At 46.3% G+C, this 18,827-nt stretch carries 19 protein-coding genes; 6 read left to right on the top strand and 13 right to left on the bottom strand.

All coding sequences use genetic code 11. The features are described 5' to 3' along the window. Window positions 1-14: 14 nt before the first annotated feature. Both Q9R46_RS05615 and Q9R46_RS05610 read right to left on the bottom strand, forming a co-directional pair. Window positions 15-776, bottom strand: coding sequence for a pseudouridine synthase (locus Q9R46_RS05615; RefSeq protein WP_311279246.1), 762 nt, complete (start codon window positions 774-776; stop codon window positions 15-17). Then, window positions 773-2,467 carry an RsmB/NOP family class I SAM-dependent RNA methyltransferase gene (locus tag Q9R46_RS05610; RefSeq protein ID WP_311279245.1) on the bottom strand — a complete coding sequence of 565 codons (1,695 nt, stop codon included), beginning with the start codon at window positions 2,465-2,467 and terminating at the stop codon, window positions 773-775. Before Q9R46_RS05610 ends, Q9R46_RS05615 begins: the two co-directional genes overlap by 4 nt. Before the next feature lie 219 nt (window positions 2,468-2,686). On the opposite strand from Q9R46_RS05610, the gene Q9R46_RS05605 reads away from it, so the two are divergent. Further along, window positions 2,687-3,235, top strand: a complete 549-nt coding sequence (locus tag Q9R46_RS05605; protein WP_145329428.1) for a thioredoxin family protein — start codon at window positions 2,687-2,689, stop codon at window positions 3,233-3,235. Window positions 3,236-3,343: 108 nt separating this feature from the next. On the opposite strand, the gene Q9R46_RS05600 is transcribed toward Q9R46_RS05605, so the two are convergent. From Q9R46_RS05600 to Q9R46_RS05590, 3 genes are all read right to left on the bottom strand, one after another. Next, complete coding sequence (locus Q9R46_RS05600) at window positions 3,344-3,865, bottom strand: DUF309 domain-containing protein (RefSeq protein ID WP_311279244.1); 522 nt, start codon at window positions 3,863-3,865, stop codon at window positions 3,344-3,346. Beyond that, on the bottom strand, window positions 3,852-4,667 hold the full coding sequence (gene yjbM, locus Q9R46_RS05595; protein ID WP_145329422.1) for a GTP diphosphokinase: 816 nt from the start codon (window positions 4,665-4,667) through the stop codon (window positions 3,852-3,854). Before yjbM ends, Q9R46_RS05600 begins: the two co-directional genes overlap by 14 nt. A 133-nt stretch (window positions 4,668-4,800) precedes the next feature. Next, the gene (locus Q9R46_RS05590; RefSeq protein ID WP_311279243.1) at window positions 4,801-5,898 is read right to left on the bottom strand and encodes a quinone-dependent dihydroorotate dehydrogenase; all 1,098 of its coding nucleotides are present in this window, start codon (window positions 5,896-5,898) and stop codon (window positions 4,801-4,803) included. 254 nt (window positions 5,899-6,152) lie between these two features. Here Q9R46_RS05590 and Q9R46_RS05585 point away from each other — a divergent pair, with 254 nt between their 5' ends. After that, window positions 6,153-6,290: a hypothetical protein gene (locus Q9R46_RS05585; protein WP_311279242.1), complete on the top strand. Its 138-nt coding sequence runs from the start codon at window positions 6,153-6,155 to the stop codon at window positions 6,288-6,290. Window positions 6,291-6,375: 85 nt separating this feature from the next. Here Q9R46_RS05585 and Q9R46_RS05580 read toward each other — a convergent pair whose 3' ends face one another. From Q9R46_RS05580 to Q9R46_RS05570, 3 genes are all read right to left on the bottom strand, one after another. After that, window positions 6,376-7,815: a L,D-transpeptidase gene (locus tag Q9R46_RS05580; protein ID WP_311279241.1), complete on the bottom strand. Its 1,440-nt coding sequence runs from the start codon at window positions 7,813-7,815 to the stop codon at window positions 6,376-6,378. 176 nt (window positions 7,816-7,991) lie between these two features. Then, window positions 7,992-8,234 carry a ferredoxin gene (locus tag Q9R46_RS05575; RefSeq protein ID WP_110893432.1) on the bottom strand — a complete coding sequence of 81 codons (243 nt, stop codon included), beginning with the start codon at window positions 8,232-8,234 and terminating at the stop codon, window positions 7,992-7,994. A 120-nt stretch (window positions 8,235-8,354) separates the two neighbouring features. After that, on the bottom strand, window positions 8,355-9,632 hold the full coding sequence (locus Q9R46_RS05570) for a DNA polymerase IV (RefSeq protein ID WP_145332726.1): 1,278 nt from the start codon (window positions 9,630-9,632) through the stop codon (window positions 8,355-8,357). A 477-nt stretch (window positions 9,633-10,109) separates the two neighbouring features. On the opposite strand from Q9R46_RS05570, the gene cimA reads away from it, so the two are divergent. Next, window positions 10,110-11,729, top strand: a complete 1,620-nt coding sequence (gene cimA, locus Q9R46_RS05565; protein ID WP_311279240.1) for a citramalate synthase — start codon at window positions 10,110-10,112, stop codon at window positions 11,727-11,729. A 134-nt stretch (window positions 11,730-11,863) separates the two neighbouring features. Here cimA and Q9R46_RS05560 read toward each other — a convergent pair whose 3' ends face one another. After that, window positions 11,864-12,415 carry a TlpA disulfide reductase family protein gene (locus Q9R46_RS05560; RefSeq protein WP_311279239.1) on the bottom strand — a complete coding sequence of 184 codons (552 nt, stop codon included), beginning with the start codon at window positions 12,413-12,415 and terminating at the stop codon, window positions 11,864-11,866. Window positions 12,416-12,581: 166 nt separating this feature from the next. Here Q9R46_RS05560 and Q9R46_RS05555 point away from each other — a divergent pair, with 166 nt between their 5' ends. Further along, entirely contained in the window at window positions 12,582-13,088 is a 507-nt protein-coding gene (locus Q9R46_RS05555) for a M67 family metallopeptidase (RefSeq protein ID WP_311279238.1), read from the top strand. On the opposite strand, the gene Q9R46_RS05550 is transcribed toward Q9R46_RS05555, so the two are convergent. Genes Q9R46_RS05550 through Q9R46_RS05540 form a run of 3 tightly spaced genes read right to left on the bottom strand, consistent with a single transcriptional unit; the run spans window position 13,074 to window position 16,332 of the window. Then, window positions 13,074-13,811: an exonuclease domain-containing protein gene (locus tag Q9R46_RS05550; protein WP_145412607.1), complete on the bottom strand. Its 738-nt coding sequence runs from the start codon at window positions 13,809-13,811 to the stop codon at window positions 13,074-13,076. The genes Q9R46_RS05555 and Q9R46_RS05550 overlap by 15 nt on opposite strands. Further along, window positions 13,808-14,893 carry a DUF294 nucleotidyltransferase-like domain-containing protein gene (locus Q9R46_RS05545; RefSeq protein WP_397386364.1) on the bottom strand — a complete coding sequence of 362 codons (1,086 nt, stop codon included), beginning with the start codon at window positions 14,891-14,893 and terminating at the stop codon, window positions 13,808-13,810. Before Q9R46_RS05545 ends, Q9R46_RS05550 begins: the two co-directional genes overlap by 4 nt. 41 nt (window positions 14,894-14,934) lie before the next feature. Next, the gene (locus Q9R46_RS05540) at window positions 14,935-16,332 is read right to left on the bottom strand and encodes an ammonium transporter (RefSeq protein ID WP_311279236.1); all 1,398 of its coding nucleotides are present in this window, start codon (window positions 16,330-16,332) and stop codon (window positions 14,935-14,937) included. 350 nt (window positions 16,333-16,682) lie between these two features. Between Q9R46_RS05540 and Q9R46_RS05535 the strand changes: the two genes are divergently transcribed. Together Q9R46_RS05535 and Q9R46_RS05530 are read left to right on the top strand one after the other, a co-directional pair. After that, window positions 16,683-17,111 carry a MerR family transcriptional regulator gene (locus Q9R46_RS05535; protein WP_090924759.1) on the top strand — a complete coding sequence of 143 codons (429 nt, stop codon included), beginning with the start codon at window positions 16,683-16,685 and terminating at the stop codon, window positions 17,109-17,111. 26 nt (window positions 17,112-17,137) lie between these two features. Continuing rightward, the gene (locus Q9R46_RS05530) at window positions 17,138-17,818 is read left to right on the top strand and encodes a zinc metallopeptidase (RefSeq protein ID WP_311279235.1); all 681 of its coding nucleotides are present in this window, start codon (window positions 17,138-17,140) and stop codon (window positions 17,816-17,818) included. Between the two features lie 53 nt (window positions 17,819-17,871). Here Q9R46_RS05530 and gltC read toward each other — a convergent pair whose 3' ends face one another. Next, window positions 17,872-18,783, bottom strand: a complete 912-nt coding sequence (gene gltC, locus Q9R46_RS05525; RefSeq protein ID WP_145329400.1) for a glutamate biosynthesis transcriptional regulator GltC — start codon at window positions 18,781-18,783, stop codon at window positions 17,872-17,874. Window positions 18,784-18,827: the final 44 nt, after the last annotated feature.

The following is an 18,827-nucleotide window of genomic DNA, read 5'->3' as shown; positions in this document are numbered from 1 at the left end:
CATCCCATCTGTGTTTAGTTGGCTGCATTATTGTTTCGTAAACAAGTCAGCTCTTCTGCGGTTAACTCGCGGTAACTCCCAATCGCCAAATCGGAAGCCAGCTTCAGTTCTCCCATGGCTACACGTTTCAGGTAAATGACACGTTTGTCCACTGCCTGGAACATGCGTTTGACCTGATGAAACTTCCCTTCATGGATAATAAGCGAAATAAGCGATACGATGCCTTCATCTGTTTCCTCATATCCCAGCACAGTCAGCTCAGCCGGCATGGTCTCATACCCGTCATCGAGTTGAACGCCAGTTGCAAAACGCTGCACATCCTCTTCCTCCACTTTCCCGAGCACCCGTGCTTCGTACGTTTTGGGTACATGTTTTCGAGGGGATAACAGATCATGGGCAAGAGGGCCATCGTTTGTCAAAATAAGGAGTCCCTCCGTATCTTTGTCCAGCCTCCCTACCGGGAATGGTTGAAAAACACGATCTTCCTTGCGTAGCAGATCCAGCACCGTCTTATCCCGAGCATCTTCCGTCGCAGATACGACACCCGGCGGTTTATGAAGCATCAAATAGATCATTTCACGGTAGACAATCCGCTCACCATCCGCTTCAATGATGTTTATTGCCGGATCAACCTGCATGCCGCTGTCCTTTACCGCTTTGCCATCCACATGAATACGTCCCTGCTTTACCATTTTTTTAATCTCACTGCGTGTACCTATACCCATATGACTTAAAATCTTATCCAATCGCTGCGTTTGTTTGCCTTTCCCACTCATACCGATGTCCACCTCCATCCTGCTGGGTATTCATTTTTCAATACACCATCCAGCCATTTGCCCCAACCGGCCGCATATCCATCCACGCATACGAGCACATAACCCTTAGGCGCTGTTCCTTCCAGAAGGTTAAGCCGTCCTTGTTCTACGTTCAGCGTTTCCCCTTTCAAGTACCTCACTGCTTCTCCATCTTCAGAGGACAGATGCACACTTCGATGTGCCTCGGATGCACGCAAAGCGCACGCTAGCGGATGCGAAGGAACGAATCTCCCGTTTTTAACCGTGCCCATAAACCATCCGGGGCGAATCACTTTCAACCCTTCCAGACGGGCAGCACCTACCGCTGACTGATAGACACGATCCCCGTAACATACCGTTTCACCTTCGAGCGTTATAACCAGATTCTCATTTACAAACTGAGCGTAGACCGCTAATGGATCAACGGAGCTGGAATCCGCACCTCTTCCTTGCCCTCGCTCAGACTTGCGACCACCTGCCTCTTTCCCTTTCTTGCCTGGTTTAACGGTGTGTTTACCGCCTCGTGTACTTTTGTCGTTGCTTTCTCTGGATTCAACCCGTAACAAACGTTCCTTTTTACGATCGGCTTTGGTCATAGGAAGCGAAGCCGATCGTAAAAAGGAACGATCCTCACTCGGTTCATGCAACAATCCGGACTCAGGCACACGTTGTTCAGCACCACGTTGTTTTTCATGTAACTCTTGGTCTAACTCTAGATTAGATTCATCAGAGTGTTTTATCACAGCAACATAATGTCCCTCTCCTTCTAACAAGTGAGGCCATAATCGGGCTGTGCCACACGTCTGATCCAGCACTTCTTCTGTCTCCGCTGCCTGCTCCGGCAACATCTCACGCACCCAATCCGGGCGCCCTGGGGCAAATCCAGCGGTGTCAGCAATATGAACTACTGAAAAATCACGATTCAAGTTCAAAAACTCGGCGATCATCGCTTCGTTTTCCTCCGGCGCAAAGGTACAGGTGGAATAAACAATCGTACCTCCCGGAGCCAATAACCGTGCTGCCGTTTCAAGAATATCGCGTTGCATCAGCACACACTTCTCGACAGAATGATGTTCCCATGATTTCACCATGTCTTCATCCTTACGGAACATGCCTTCGCCTGAGCACGGTGCATCGATCAGCACTTTATCAAAATAATGAGGAAACACATCCGCAATGCGCTCAGGTGACTCATTCAGCACAACGGCATTTCTTACACCGTACAGCTCCACGTTTTTGGCAAGTGCTTTGGTTCGCTCTGCATGAATGTCATTCGTGACAAGCACCCCTTTACCTTGCAACTTGGCAGCAATCTGGGTTGATTTCCCCCCGGGAGCAGCACACAAGTCGAGCACGCGATCTCCAGGCTGTACGTTCAATTGTTCCACGGGAGCCATTGCACTCGGTTCCTGAATATAATAGAGACCCGCGTGGTAATAAGGATGCAGGCCAGGCTTCACCCCATGAGGCACGTAAAAACCCGTTTCGCACCATGGAACAGGTCTTAAGTCAAACGGGGCAATCTCTTTAAATTGTTCCATTGATATTTTAAGCGTGTTTACGCGAAGACCGGCATGCGGGGATTGTTCATACGATTTCATAAAAGATTCAAATTCATCGCCAAGCAAACGTTTCATTCGCTCTGCGAAGTCCAAGGGCAACTGTACGGCCATAGTTCCACTCATCCTATCCTGTTAAAATGACATATTGCTCTATGTTATCATATCCTGATTTTCCTTGCCTATCCTATCATGTGTATTCCACTACAGCGTGTAATGTAGTATAATGCTAATAGATTGTTTGATCAGCAAAAATTCGGTTGTTTATGAATATTATCCCAGCCTATATTTTTGTTGCAATTTTATCTCGATATGAATAATGGGGGATGAACAATGAATTCCAAGAAGAAAAAGAAAAGCGCCACAATCCTTATCTTCCTCGGCATACTAGTCGTCATGATTGCTGCGCTGGTTCTCGTGAACCAACAATCCAAGAAACAGATGGATACTGTAGAAAACGCTTATGGCATTGCAGCTTCCAAACTTAATCCGGCTACACGGGAATTGCTCACTGATCCCAACTATCAACAAATCATCCTGCCGGCTGATCTGAAAGCCAGAATTGATAACAAGGATAGCTTCTTTGTTTATTTCTTCGCTTCCGACTGCTCACACTGCCGTGCAACGACACCTCAATTAATGCCGTTGGTAGACAGTGAAGGAATTAAGCTTCCACAGTTTAACCTGCGCGAGTTCGAATCCGGCTGGACAGATTACAACATTGAATTTACACCTACACTTGTCTATTACCAAGATGGCGTTGAGAAAGACCGTATGGTTGGCGGTTTGAAAGAGAACGGAAGCGACAACGGTTATACTCTGGACGACTACAAGCAATTTTTCGATAAGTATAAAGGCAGTGCAACTCCAAGTAAAAGCTAGTTCAATGAACTCTGGGTAAAACTAAATTCAATAAACCAAAAACACCCCGACCATTCCTGTAAAGGAACCGTCGGGGTGTCTTGTTATACAAACATAGGAAGTATGACCCTAATTATTTGCTTGATGATTAGCGTTCTCGTCGTTTTCATGTAACCCCGTCTGCTGTAGAGCCTTCATTTTCTCTTCGTAAATTCGTCCTCGGGTTGGACTTCGCCGCTGCGGAACATTAGGTTTCAGCTCCAGCGACCTTTTCTGCATATGCTCAACAAGTGCCTTATCCTCAATAAGGATAGACAGATCATGATACGCAAGTTTTTCAGGATCATGATCCTGTAACTCGTTTACAATGCTGTGAACGTCTGCTTTCAACTCGCCCAGACGGATACCGAGAATAATGTCAGGATACGATTCCAGTAGTTCCAGAGAACTTTGCAACATCATTCGTCCGCCGCGAAAATTACGATTTCTGTAATGATATAGTCCCACCGCGATTTGCAACAGGCCTTTGTATAGCGGATCTCGGTCTCGTTCCAACCACAATTCTTCAAGCACCTCATGACACTCGAAATAGTCTCGATCCCGATTAAAATAAATCAGATAATCAATGTAGAGCGGTTCATAACTGCTCATCTGGATTTTCGCCCTTTCTGGCGTTGTTCAGAAGTTCTTTCACATCATCCAGCAGCGCTTTGAGCCCCTCCATATCATTCCGTTCCCAGCAGTCATTAAATCGTCTCTGTGCTTCAATTGCCTCATGAACCAGATGATAGAAATACAGCTGTTGAATGATGCTGAGCGTTCTTGACACAATATTGGAATCATCCTCGAATGCCTTCTGCGCTTCCAGAATCTGTAGACGGATCGCTGACATCTCATTATCGAGGACGAAAGCAGCCTCCGCTGTTTTCTTAAGTCTGGCTCGCATATCTTCCGGCAGGCTTTCCCGGTATTTATAGCTCAAGGAATGTTCAATCGTTGCCCAGAAATTCATGGCAAGTGTCCGAATCTGAATTTCGGCAAGCACTTTTTTCTGCCCCAAGGCCGTCTGTACAGGGTACTCAATGATCATATGAAAACTGCGATAACCGCTTTCTTTGAAGTTGGTTATATAATCTTTTTCAATCAATACGGTTAAATCCTTCCGTGCTCTGATGTATTCGGCAACACGCCTAATATCATCCACGAACTGACACATAATCCGAATACCCGCAATATCCTCTATCCCGGTCTCCACATCATCCAGTGCCACATTCAGACGTCTTGACTTTTCCAGAATACTGGAGATTTTTTTGACACGGCCCGTAACGAATTCTATCGGGGCATATTCTTCCCGTTTCTTCAATTCGGCCCGCATCGTTTTGAATTTGACCTTCAATTCCTCTACCGCTTGTTCATAAGGAAGTAAAAATGTACCCCAGTCTCTACCGTCCATCGTTAAGCCTCCTGTCTCTATAGCATCCCCTGTTCTTATCCATTATACATGATGTTTGCCGGGGGGAAGAGTCCCGATCCATTATACACTCTCCCACGCTTCTAATATTCGTGTTCTGGGGGTATATCGCTATTTAACGGTGGTCTGCACCAACCGCCTCTGAAATATGGTGATATCCGTCCTTACGCAGTAACTCGCGCAATCCAGCATGGATTCTGCGGTTTACTTCTGGTCCTTCATAGATTAACGCAGTATAGATTTCTACCAGGCTTGCCCCGGCTTTGATTTTCTCATACGCATCCTCACTAGTGAAAATGCCACCCGAGCCGATGATGGGAAGCTTGCCTTCAGTCTGTCTGTATACCTGACGAATGATTTCTGTTGAACGTTCACGTAGCGGCTTTCCACTGAGCCCGCCCGTTTCCTTCGCGTGCTGATGCGAGAGACCTTCACGACTAATCGTTGTATTCGTCGCAATGATACCCGACACCCCACTCGCCGCAATCGTACCAACCATATATTCGAGTTCTTGCTCATTCACGTCAGGCGCTATTTTGACAAGCACGGATTTGGCTGCTCCACCAGCCTTAGCCTGTTGGCGGTTCATCTCTTCCATTACTGCAGCCAGCAGTTCTTTCAATTCATTCCCATGTTGCAGATTACGCAAATCCGGTGTATTTGGTGAACTGATATTGACCACAAACAAATCTGCATAAGTATATAACGCCTGTATACATTTCGCATAATCCAGATGAGCTTCCTCATTTGGAGTGACTTTATTTTTTCCAATATTGACCGCTACAGGGATACGACGTTCTAGAAGACGCGCCAGCTCGCCTGCCATCGCTTCTGCACCCAGATTGTTGAAGCCCATCCGGTTCACCAGCGCTTCATCTGGCGGTAAACGGAATAGACGGGGTTGATCATTGCCAGACTGTGCGAGCGGTGTCACCGTTCCAACCTCCATAAATCCGAACCCAATCGAAGAGAATCCGGTTACAGCCTGTCCGTTTTTATCCAGACCTGCGGCTAGACCAACCGGTGTAGGAAAATGACAACCGAACATGTCCACCGCCAGATCCGGGGTCTCACGCACACCGTACATGACACGTAGTCCGGACGGAACTGGACGGACGCTGCCCACACCGCTTAGGCCACCAATAATCAGATGATGGGCCTGTTCAGGGTCCATTTTGAATAATAAAGGTTTAGCAAGACTTTTGTACAACAAATCACTCACTCCGTTCTGGTTCGGTACGCCATATGGCCGCTCCCCGTCTCTTATATGTAAAAAAACTCTACACACAAGTCTAGCCGTTTCTCCCTCAAAAAGAAAGTCATTTACGCATAGACAAACAAATTTCGAATCAGATGATCTATGCATAAGAAATCCACCTACCCACTGGAAATAGCGGGCTGAATTCTTTACAATGAAAGCATGGTTACTCTAGACCAGTTCGATACCTATGAAGGAGGAAAAAAGCCATGGCTCAGAAACGTAAACCACCTGCATTGCAACAAAAAAAGGAAGAGGTCAATCGCAAAGCCATCATATGGACAGCAGTCAGCGTTGGCGGTTTGATCGTTATCATTGGTGCTCTGCTTATTATTGCCAACATGTAGTTGAATCAGCATGCACTAACCGAACTTACATATATTGTTCTCTGAGCTCAATGGAACTTTACGATTATATCAGAGAACTGCAGAGTCAATTTAGCCAGTGATATGTTTTGTTTGGATTGTTCTGCTGAGGAACAAGTTTGTACTTATACCGCTGTTCGGTTTTTGGCACAGATGTTAGCTCTGGGAGCAGATCTTTACCAATGCGCACCGGAGTTCCTTGCGGAGCAAGAGCGAACAACTCCTCCACATCCGCTTTGCTCATCCTCACACATCCAAGGGACTCATCAAGGCCAATGCTATCAGGCTCATTAGTCCCGTGGATGGCATAATTCGTATTCGAGAGTTGCATGCCTCGACTTCCGAACTCTCCATTAGAGTGGCCATTCGGATTAACCACTTTATCCGTAATGACATACGAGCCCTCAGGCGTCCGATCTCCGCCCAGACCCACTTCATACATCCGAATGATCGTATCCCCGCTGATGAGTGCCAGCCTGTGGTTACTCTTGTCGATCACGATCTCAAGCGGCTCTTCAAAAAAAGGCTGCCCCCCTAACGTATCAGCAAACGGTGCCTTTGTCTTCTTGGATGACCCGATAGCCTGTTGTTTCCCATTACCGTTAGAACTTGCCTCTTGAGCCTTGGCTTGATGAGTGGCCAACAGCTGCGGAAACATCTCACTCATTTCAGCTGAAGTTTCTCCCAAAATATTGTCAGGAAACGGCTGGGCCATTGCTGTGACACTCTTTGGCCAAGCTTTGTGTTGTTTATGATATGAAAGGATTGCACTTGACAACGCTGCGGCTGTCTCCTGTTTGGCTGTCCACGCGGAGGCCATACGTTTGATCTTAGAGGATACTTTTGGCGGTTCACAGTTACATTGTTCTGCATCATAACTCTGGGCCGTGAGCTTGCCTTTTTCATTGATCTGCATAATGTATTTGACTGGCATATCCCGCTTCCAGACAGACCATTTCTCTGATGTCTGCATGCCGAGAACAGCCGTCGTATTCATTCCGGCACCTGATCCAGACCAGGCAGCAGCAAGAGCATCTCCTCCATCATTTCCATTGCCAAATCCGGCCGCAGTGAACACATTGCTCTGCTCTATGGACGTCGGACTCACTCCTTGTTGGTCTTTGGCAGGCTGTGCATGTGGTGTATCGTCCTCTGACTCCAATGCTTCAGACAGGGCATCCATCGCCCCTTTATGGGCACCAGGGGCATCTGCAGGCGGTAAACCCGCTAACAGTAGTAGCATTAACAGAGTCAGCCACATTTTGCGTCTGCGTTTCTTTTTCTCCTTGAGCTCAGACATCTCTACTAACTTATCCTGATAGTCCATCCATATGTCAGCAGGGGCTTTACTCCGCTCGAAAGCTTCATACACTTCGCCCGCTTGTTGGAAACAATAATTGGCCTTTCCTTCCTGTCCTTCGCCAAGGTACTCTTTGCCTAACAAATACCATGCCATTTTATTATCTGGATGTTTCTTGACATATGACCTTAGATCCGTATTTTGCATCTAATCCTCCACTATTCCGCCGTAAGCATATAGAGTTATATATCGGCATCCAGCGTCAAAACATGCATAGGACTTCAGTACTTGGTACTAACCAATTGAATTTGACACATATAAAAAAAGCACACCTTATGTCTCTGCGACAAAAAATGTGCTTTGGTGAACATGAAATAAAAAACTTAACCTTCTTTATTAAAAGGCTCGTCCGCTACTTTAATGGAGTCTGTAGGGCAACCATCGCATGCATCCTGCATGTCATCGAACAAATCTTCAGGGATGGCCTTGATTCCTTTGTTAGCATCGCCATCAAAGATCACTTCTGCCAAACCTTCATCATCGTAATCATAGATATCCGGAGCTGTTGCTCCACAAGCGCCACATGCGATACATGTGTCTTTTTCAACCCAAGTATATTTACTCATTGTACAATCTCTCCTCCTAGGATTCACCACGAACCGTGTTTTTATCTAAAAACATATTAAACCAAAGTTTGAATAATTACAAATCGAATTGCAACAATCACGACTTTATATTATCCCTGTTTAGTCGAAACTTTGCAAGTTATCTTTTTGCAGAGACGTTCCTCTTACTTTGTGGTTACGAAGCAATACGGAAGGATCATCCCCGAGCATACCTGCAGTCACCACCGCATTTTCACCGAATTTATCCCGAAGCTGATCCATAATTCGAATTAAACTTTCCTTTTTCGGCTTTTGTTCATATTCAAACAAATCCATCTGCACAGCCGACTCTTCCCTGGGAATCAAGGTCTGCAACGTGATGCCAAGCATTCGTACAGGTTTTCCATTTCCCCAGTGTTTTGCAAAAAGCTTACAGGCCTCACGATAGATAACCGCCGCGTCCTCTGTAGGTATATCCATCATGCGTGACCTCGTGATCGTTTTCATGTCAGGGGTACGAATCGTAATCTGAATGCCTTGACTGAGCATTTCGTGTTTGCGTAATCTCCGGGCTACCTGATCACTGATGTTGAGAAACACACGGTGGATATCCGCCATTTCAGAGACATCGGCTGGCAGTGTTGTTGTATGCCCAATCGATTTATTTGCTTCACGCTCTGCAACAACAGGCGAGTGATGAATGCCATTAGCCGAATTTTTGAGCCATGTACCATTCACACCAAACAGGTCTGTCAGCATTTTTTCGTCCGACTTAGCCAATTGACCGATCGTATCAATGCCCAGCTTTTTCAGTTTCTCGGCCGTCTTTTTCCCAATGCCAAACATCTCGTTACACGGTCTATGCCATAAAATACGCGGCACATCTCTCATCCGCAAAATCGATATGCCGTTTGGTTTTTTCAGATCCGAAGCCATTTTGGCAAGCAGCTTGTTCGGCGCAATCCCAATGGAACAAGGCAGGCCAAGCTCCTCCTTGATTCTCTGTTGAATCTGTTCAGCGATTTCAATAGGTGTACCGAATTGTTTGGAACCCGTTATATCCAGATAACACTCATCAATTGAGGTCGCTTCCAGCAGAGGCGTATAACTATACGCAATCTGCATAAACGCCCTGGAGTATTGACGATACAGGTGGAAATCCGGTCGAATGACAATCAGATCAGGACATTTTTTCATCGCCTGTTGCACAACCATGCCGGTTGAAATCCCTCTACTTCGGGCTGTATAAGAACAAGTGACAATAACACCCTTACGCAACTCGCTGCTACCCGCAACAGCAGTCGCTTTTCCTCTGTATAACTCCGGCTCTTCTGCTTCATGTACGGAGCAATAGAAGGCATTCATATCGACATGCAGAATCACTCTGCCAGCCGCTGGATAATACTCGCTTACATTCATTGGAGGATTGTTGTCTGAAGACTTCACGCCCCCCACCCTTTCTCTCCTCCCGGCCGGGAGTTCGCTTTATTTTCATCCAGGTCTATTTTTGTTCTTAAATATGGCTCTCACAACCAGAGCAATCACAATCAGAAGTATTACTGTAATAACTATATTCTCCCATAGTATGGTCACGATCACTCCCAACCTTTCGTTGTTAAAATTATAACATAGGTCGCCTTTTGATATCCCGGACCCTTTTTCACAACAAAATCGCAATTGTTTACGTCAACCTGCGAATTCTATGTAGCATTTGGCTATAATGATGCTATAATAATTAATTATACAAATTCACGAGTTTGGGACAAATCCATCATACCAGTTTAACACAGTGTAGCGTTGCTACATCGAAGGGTTTATCCATTAACGTTCTTACCTGCTTTTCAACCCTACCATCAAAACTTATAAAAAAGCGCTTTACCTTAAAGGAGGATCTTCATGTCAAAGGCCATTTCCATCTTCGATACAACTTTACGCGACGGCACACAAGGAGAGGGTGTCAGCTTATCGGCAGATGACAAACTTAAAATTGCCAAAAAGCTGGATGACCTGGGTGCTCACTATATTGAAGGCGGAATTCCCGGTAGCAATACCAAGGACATTGAGTTTTTCAAAAGAGTCAAGGAATTGAAGCTAAACGCCAAAGTTGTTGCATTTGGAAGCACTCGCCGCAAAGGTAGCCTCGCAAGCGAAGACGCCAATCTGAAACGTATGATTGAATCCGGGGCACAGGCCGCAACGCTGGTCGGAAAATCATGGGACTTCCATGTGCATACCGCCTTGCAGACAACGCTTGAAGAAAATCTGTCCATGATCTATGATTCCATCGCGTATTTGAAACAAAATGGCATGGAAGTGATCTTTGATGCCGAGCATTTCTTTGATGGCTTCAAACACAATCCAGAGTATGCACAAGCCGTTATGACGAAAGCCCACGAAGCCGGGGCGGACTGGCTCGTCATGTGTGATACCAACGGAGGAACGATGCCGCACGAAGTTCACGAGATCGTATCCACACTGCACCGGACGTTGCCTCAAGCACATCTTGGTATCCACACCCATAATGACTGTGAGCTAGCGGTTGCAAACACGCTCAGCGCTGTACAAGCTGGGGCTCGTCAGGTTCAAGGCACGATGAATGGTTATGGGGAGCGCTGCGGTAACGCTAACCTCGCTTCCATTATCCCTAACTTGCAGCTCAAACTGGGTTATGAATGTGTCTCTGAGGATTCCATGAAACAACTCACGAATGTTGCTCGTTATATCAGCGAGATTGCGAATGTAAACATGCCAATCAACCAACCTTATGTGGGTAATGCCGCATTTGCTCATAAAGGTGGGATCCATGTATCTGCCATCTTGCGGGATTCCCGGACCTATGAGCATATCGCGCCTGAACTTGTTGGCAACAAGCAACGTGTGCTTGTCTCCGAACTGGCTGGACAGAGCAACATTGTGTCCAAAGCACAAGAAATGGGACTGGAATTTGATCCAAGCAGTGCGAACTCCCGTCAAATCATCGAAAAAATCAAAGACCTAGAGCATCAAGGTTATCAATTCGAAGGCGCTGATGCATCACTGGAATTGTTGATTCGTGAAGCGAACGGAGATATGAAAGAACTTTTCACCTTTGAATCATTCAAAATGCTTGTGGAGAAAACGGCAGGCAAATCCGTGGTATCCGAAGCTTTTGTCAAACTGAATGTTGCCGGAACAAGTGTGTATACCGCAGCAGAAGGAAACGGCCCGGTCAATGCACTGGATAATGCACTTCGGAAAGCTCTTGTGCAGTACTTCCCTTCTCTTGCTCATATGCACCTGTCGGACTACAAAGTTCGTGTACTGGATGAAAAGGATGCGACCGCAGCCAAAGTTCGTGTATTGATCGAATCCAAAAATACCGAGAACACATGGAACACGGTCGGTGTATCCGAGAACGTCATCGAAGCCAGCTGGGAAGCGCTTGTACACAGTTTCCGGTATGCTCTACTCCAGGAAAATATTTCGGATGAACCGGAATCCCTTACGATTCCAACGCCAGGTTTGATCAATCACTAGAAGTCTAAATCAATGAACTGCCAAAATACAATCGGGCTTCTTATTTCCCGGAAAATAAAGAAAGCTTCTGTAGCCATTAAGGATGGTAACAGAAGCTTTTTCAATGCAAAACGATACGCAAAAATTGTTTTCTTTTAGTTTGAAATCAGCTTTTTAATTTTTTTCTCCAATTCTTTTTCCGGCAAAATACCAAGAACAATCTCTTGGATTACTCCCCTGGAGTCAATAAGAACGTTCGTTGGAAATGCAACGCCGTTATACTGAGCATAGACGGTTCCTTTTTCGTCCAAAGGTATCGGGAATGTCAACTTGTACTCGTCCACAAACGCTTTGGCATCCTTCAATTTATCGTATGAAGTAACATTTACACCGTAAAGATCCAGCTTATCTTGGTATTTTTCAGCCAGATGGTTCAGTTCAGGTGCTTCTTGTTTACAAGGGTCACACCATGACGCCCAGAAACTGACAAAGGTTGCTTTCTCTTTCGCCCCACCTACGCTATACGTCTTGCCGTCAAGTCCAGTCAGCGAGAACGGCGGTGCCAGTAACCCCGCCTTCGGCCCCGTCTCTGTGGGCATGGGTTGCTCCTGTTTAAAAACAGCAGCAATACCACTATCCGTATTTTGAGCCAGAGCTATACCAATAAGCAGGACAGCTCCGAGCAGTATGTATATGTTACGTTTCATCACTCGCCACCCTCTTGTTCATTCAATGTGTATCCAACGGGATTACATCAATCCTTTCTCATATTGTACCCTTTTCCCTTAAAATTTTACAATCCGCACCGAACAAAATAAAATAAAAAGGACTCCTGCATCAAGCAGGAGCCAAAAGAGAGAGGGGTGAATACAAATGGCAGCACTTCACGGGCAACAAAATACCTTAACCCTTCCTCGCTCGGTGGAACGAGAAATGTCCAGGCACATGCATCTTTCACTGCCGCAAGAAGCCTGCGGGGTTGTGCTGGGTGAATCCGCAGCGGGCGGCATACGAATCAGTCGGTTTCAGCCCATTCGTAACGTAGCGCCTGACCCGCTGCATCACTTCTCGCTGGATCAATCGGAATGGATTCAATGTTTTTTCTCCGACGTTACGATCGTTGGCATTTTCCACACCCATCCGTGTACACTGCCCATTCCTTCGCAAGCGGACCTGCAAGCCCTCCCGAACTTCGCGGGCATGTTACACACATATCTGATTGGTTCACCTGTTCTTTCGGTTTCAGCTTCAGAAGACTCCGAATCGCCTATGCTTCTGAACGCTTATCAGATTATATCGATTGAAGCAAAGCAGAGCAGCGAGGCTTCGTTTCCGCTGTCCCCTTACAGCTTAATCCCATTAACATTACGCATGACTTAATTGGGTGTAAAGATCACCCAAGGTCTCTATATTTTTGCGTTGCATATCCTCAAGATAGTAAGACCACAACTGCGCCGTCATTTTAGCATCCTCAAGCGCATGATGCCGCCCATAGATCGGAATCCCCCTGGATTCAAGCAATTCATCGAGCCCGTATCCCGTTCTCGTAGGTTCAAGCCAGCGGGCAAGCATCATCGTATCAATTAAACGATGGGTCAGCCTGACTTTGGAGGTTCGCCACAACGCTGCATTGAGGAATGCCCGGTCATGCGCACTCGCATGGGCTACCAGTACGTTCCCACCCACAAAGGACATAAAATCATGCAATCCTTGAAGCAACGTAGGCGCCTCCTCTGTCATCTGTTGCGTAATCCCGGTGAGTTCGGTAATATGTTTCGGCACCGCCGTTTTCGACTGAACCAGCGTATAGAACTGTTCTTCTTCCAGTACAACGCCACCTCGGAGACGAACTGCACCAAAGGACAAAATTTCGTCTCCATGCTGGGGGGAAAAACCTGTTGTTTCCAGATCAAAAACAACAGCATCCAGTTCACCCAGAGGGGTATGCAACACTTCCGGTCTACGTTGCTCCCTCATCATGGAACGGATAAACGCCATATGTTGCGCCGTAGGGGCTCCCATAATGGAAGCGATGGCGGAAGGAACCCCTCCCTGACGCAGCGAATTCCAAAACCCTGAACTGCCCCTTGCCGGCTCTCTCATGGACGTCTCCTTTCTGCAAAACGCAACTGTCTTTGCAATGCACGATGCACTCGCTTAACCAATCCAAGTGTCTCTCTCAATTCATAATGAATTTGCTTCTGCTTCATCTGTTTCTCATCCAAAAAGCCACTGCTCTGCTGCAAATCCTCACGTATAACAACCGGTGTGTTTCGACGTAGCTTCAAAGCAGACGTAAATGCACGCTGGCATGTGTCCGTTAACTGAAAAGGAATGGCCTCAAGCGAACTCAGCCTCTCCATTCGTTTTAACGTGGACGATTCCTGAATTCCATGCTGCAAAGCGAGAAATCTGGCGCTGTTAACGAGCGGAATATATACGCCATATTTGACATCAAAACCGCCCGCATGTTCACCAAATCGCTCTGTAACAACACGGCCCATTATATTTAATGTCGCCTTATGTTTTACCGTATTACGCAGCACTGCATCAGAGAGCTCTGGAACCCGGCGAAACAGTTCATAAAAACTCGTAAGCCAAGCCTCTGCCAGACTCTCCTCCCCTGCAATAAAACGCATATCGGAAGCGATGATCAGGTTACGCACCGGCTCCCAATTTAAATCGGAACTCCATTCGAATAATTGCTTTTTCCAATCCGCCAGTGTTTTTCGCCAAAACGATTCCGAGCACATCACCTTGCCCTCACATTTGGCATAACCCAGCTCTTCCAATAGATCCGCAATACGGTTTCCCAGTTCGTTGAAATATTCTTCTTTTGTTGCATGCGGAGCATCGCTGATAATCATGCCATTATCCTGATCACTCCATAATGTCGCTTCTTCCCTGCCGGAGCTTCCAAATACGATAAAGGCATAGGGGACGGGAGGCTGGCCGAAGCCCTCCTCTACCATCCCCTGAATGCATAACTCTACTGCTTTCCGTGCAATGCGGTCATGCAGTTCATTTACCATCTCGTACCATTCGACCAGCGACAAGGAAGCGGACATTGATTTCTGGAGTTCTCTCTGCAAAATAACACGTGCCTGGCGCAGTTCATGTGCAGAAGTTGCACCATCGATCCCTTTATAGGACCAGGAAAGGTTTGTTATTGAGATAGGTTCCATCATATCCAGCCTCCTTGAAGCAATTTCAATCTTCATTTACCTCAGGAGCTGAATGTACCACCTGATTTGGATTCTGCATGTTTCATTTGCTCAGGATATCCATACGTCCCGTGTTCACTAAGATCAAGTCCCATTGTCTCTTCTTCTTCCGTAACACGGATGCCCATTACAGCTTTCATACCGCCAAGAATAATGAAGGACATGACAAGTACGAAGGCAAATGCTCCTACAAGACCTAACAATTGAACACCCAGTTGGTGGAATCCACCGCCATAGAACAGACCCGCTTGACCTACGCCTACTTTCTCAGCCAGTTCAGGTGTTGCGAACAAACCTGTGGAGATAGCCCCCCACATACCTGCGATACCGTGTACAGAGAACGCGTAGATCGGATCATCAATACCTTTGCGATCGAAATATTGAGCTGTGAAGAATGTAATGATACCTGCCAGTGCACCAATAACCAGAGCCGCCCAAGGTTCAACGAAAGCACAAGCACCTGTAATGGCTACGAGTGCAGCCAGCACACCGTTCAACATACTAGGGATATCTGATTTTCCAAGAACTGCCCAGGAGATTAACAATGCGGCAACACCGCCAGCAGCAGCAGCTACGTTTGTAGTCAGTGCCACATATCCGAAGAATCCTTCACCCATTGCAGACAACGTACTACCTGGGTTGAAACCGAACCAACCAATCCAGAGGATAATGACCCCGAGTACGGAATAGACTTGGTTGTGACCAGGAATGATGTTAGGTTTGCCGTCTTTGTTATATTTACCGATACGAGGTTTCAGCAAGATGGTAGCTACCAACGCGGCTGTTGCACCCGTCAAGTGAACTACTGTTGAACCCGCGAAGTCTTGCATACCCAGCTCTGCGAGCCAGCCACCGCCCCATACCCAGTGAGCAACGACCGGATACATAATAATGGTATACAGTGTACCAAACACGATATATACGCTCATCTTTGCACGTTCTGCCATACCACCGCAGGCAATAGCCAGGGAGACAGCCGCAAATGCAAGGTGGAAAACAAATTTAATTGTTAATGGAACATCGGAGAAAGCGAGTGATTCAAAGGAAGCCGCCATGTTGTCTCCACTCATGAAGAAACCGGTTGTTCCAAAGAAGCCGTTACCGTTACCAAAACCTAGGCCAAAACCAAGGCCCCAGAAAGCAATAACTGAAATGCCTAATGTCAGGATCGTCTTACCCGCAATGTGTCCTGCATTTTTCATTCGCGTCGAACCCGCTTCAAGGAGTGCAAATCCCCCTTGCATAAAGAACACCAGCACTACAGCCAGAAACGTAAATGCCGAGTTCAGACCACTTTGAAGCTCAATAGTACTTGGACCCTCCGCAGTAGCGAATGCACTCACCGGAAAAGCCAGCAAAGTAAGCATTGCTAACATTGAAACCAACCATTTCTTTCTCATTTGCCCCACTCCCTCTTGTGTTATGTTTCTTTACATATCATGAAACTCTTAATGTCATTATAAGCAGAAGTAAGGAAAGTTGACAAGAGTATTTTTATCATTTTCGAAAATATTTTATGGGAATAAAGTCTTACGTCTTTTTCTTGCACTTAAGTACATATTCACACACTTTGAGTACATAGATATAGGAATAAAGCAAGCTATCTTCAAAGCATAACGTTTGACTGTACGGTTCATGATCATGTATCATACTTATTAGTAAGAAAAATCGAGCGTGTACATTGAGGCGCTTGTGGAAACTACATTTCCCTACATTTGAACTTGCAAGCGAGGTGAATATCATTGGGGATATGAAACTTTTTCGAATTGGCGAACTCGCCAAAACGGCTGGTGTAAGCGAACGGACAATTGACTATTACACAAAGCTCGGGTTAATCGCTCCCGAAGAACGCACCCAAAAAAATTATCGTCTTTATAGTCATGAAACCTTAACCAGACTTGAACGTATTGTACAGATGAAACAAGAGAAGTATAGTCTCGAAGAGATTAAACAATCTCTTGAAAAGTGGCGTCTGGTCAGTACAGAAGAACAAGTAGCCAGCAAACTGACAACACTTGAACTTCATGTGCAGCAACTTGAGCGAGAGGTCAATGAACTCAAACCATTGCTTGGAGAGATGAAACCTGTACAAGCACGCAAGATGATGGCAGGACTCCTCACCAAAAGCGCGGGTACAATGGAGGCATTAAAAATCTTGCTTGAAAACACCATGATGTAGCTTATTATGAAAGCGGAGGAATGGATATGAGTTTTAATAACGGTATGTTCGTATTGATTATCATCGCCTTTTTGCTCTCGTTATGGGCGCAATTTCGCGTTAAGGGCACCTTTAGACGTTGGTCCGAAGTACCAAACCAGAACGGAATGACCGGTTACGATGCAGCCCGCCATATGCTCGATGCTAACGGCCTGCACGATGTGCCGATTGAACCGGTTCGCGGCTCACTCTCCGACCACTACGATCCGATCAATCGGGTTGTACGTTTGTCAGAACCTGTGTACTACGAAAAGTCCATCTCGGCATTATCCGTCGCGTGTCACGAAGTCGGCCATGCCATTCAGCACAAGGAAAGTTATCCTATGCTCGCATTGCGTCACCAGATTTTTCCGATTGTGAACTTTGCCTCTGGGCTCGCACCATTTCTGTTAATTGCAGGTTTCCTCTTTAACGCGATGAACCTGGTCGGAATCGGCATTATCTTCTTCTCTGTTACTGTCGCATTTCAGTTGATTACATTACCGGTCGAATTCAATGCCAGCAATCGAGCACGTGAGATCATGGTATCTGAAGGATATATCCGTAACGAAGAAGAAAAAGGTGTAGCCAAAGTGTTGAATGCCGCAGCTTTGACATACGTTGCCGCTGCATTGATCTCTTTACTTGAATTGATTCGTTACATCGGAATCTTTAATAGCCGGGACTAAATGTTGCAGATACCCAATGAACAAGTTAAATAAATAAAAACAATACCCCACCGTTACTCGGATGGGGTATTGTTTTGTTGTAAACCGAAATAATGAAGCAAAAATGAGCGGAAAGACTGAGCAACGAGTGGCAACTTATCATCTGCACGGTGAATCAACCCAATCGTTCGGGTTACTTTCGGTTGAGAGATCGCCACATGCGCAGGCTGCAAGGGATTTGTCTGGAATAACGCCATTTCCGGCAACAAACTGACACCCATACCCGCAGCTACCAAACCACGGATTGTATCCGTCTCCTCACCCTCAAAAGCGATTTTCGGTGTAAATCCAGCTTCGAGGCAGGCATGCCACACAATTGGCCGCAGGGAGTAACCTTTGCTAAACAAGACAAACTTATCATCCTTCAACTGTTCCAGTGCAATGGTCTCTTCTCCCGCAAGCGGATGATTCGGCGGCAAGATCGCATGCAACTCCTCAGTAAGCACAATATCACCAGCAACCTGATCATGTTTTTCCGGAAATGGTGAAATAAATGCAAGATCCACTTCTGCCGACAATACATCCCGAATCAATGTCGGGTACATCCCCTGCTTGAATCTGAATTTCACATTCGGATACTTCTGACGAAAAGCCGCCACTACAGAAGGTATGAGATGAATTCCCAGACTGTGCGGAAATCCGATCCGAATCTCCCCATGCTCCGGGTCCAGAAACTCATGCACTTCACCTACAGCTTTGTCGAGATCCTTCAAAATACCTTCAACCCGTTTGCAAAAAAGCTGTCCTACCGCAGTCAACTGCAAATTCCGCCCTTTTTGCATAAAAAGATCTACACCAAGCTCCTCCTCAAGCTGATGAATCTGTCTGCTGACCGCAGACTGTGCCACGTGCAACTCTTCCGCCGCCTGTGTAACATGTTCCTTTTGAGCAACTTTCAGAAAATAATGCAACTGTCTTAATTCCACTTGCCTGATCGCTCCAATCTGTTATACCCTACTATATCGTGCAC

It is taken from the genome of Paenibacillus sp. RRE4 (assembly GCF_031844205.1).
Taxonomy (GTDB): Bacteria; Bacillota; Bacilli; order Paenibacillales; family Paenibacillaceae; genus Paenibacillus; species Paenibacillus xylanexedens_B.
The sequence above is the reverse complement of the archived record's forward strand: the minus strand, read 5'-3'. Positions and strand labels throughout refer to the sequence as shown.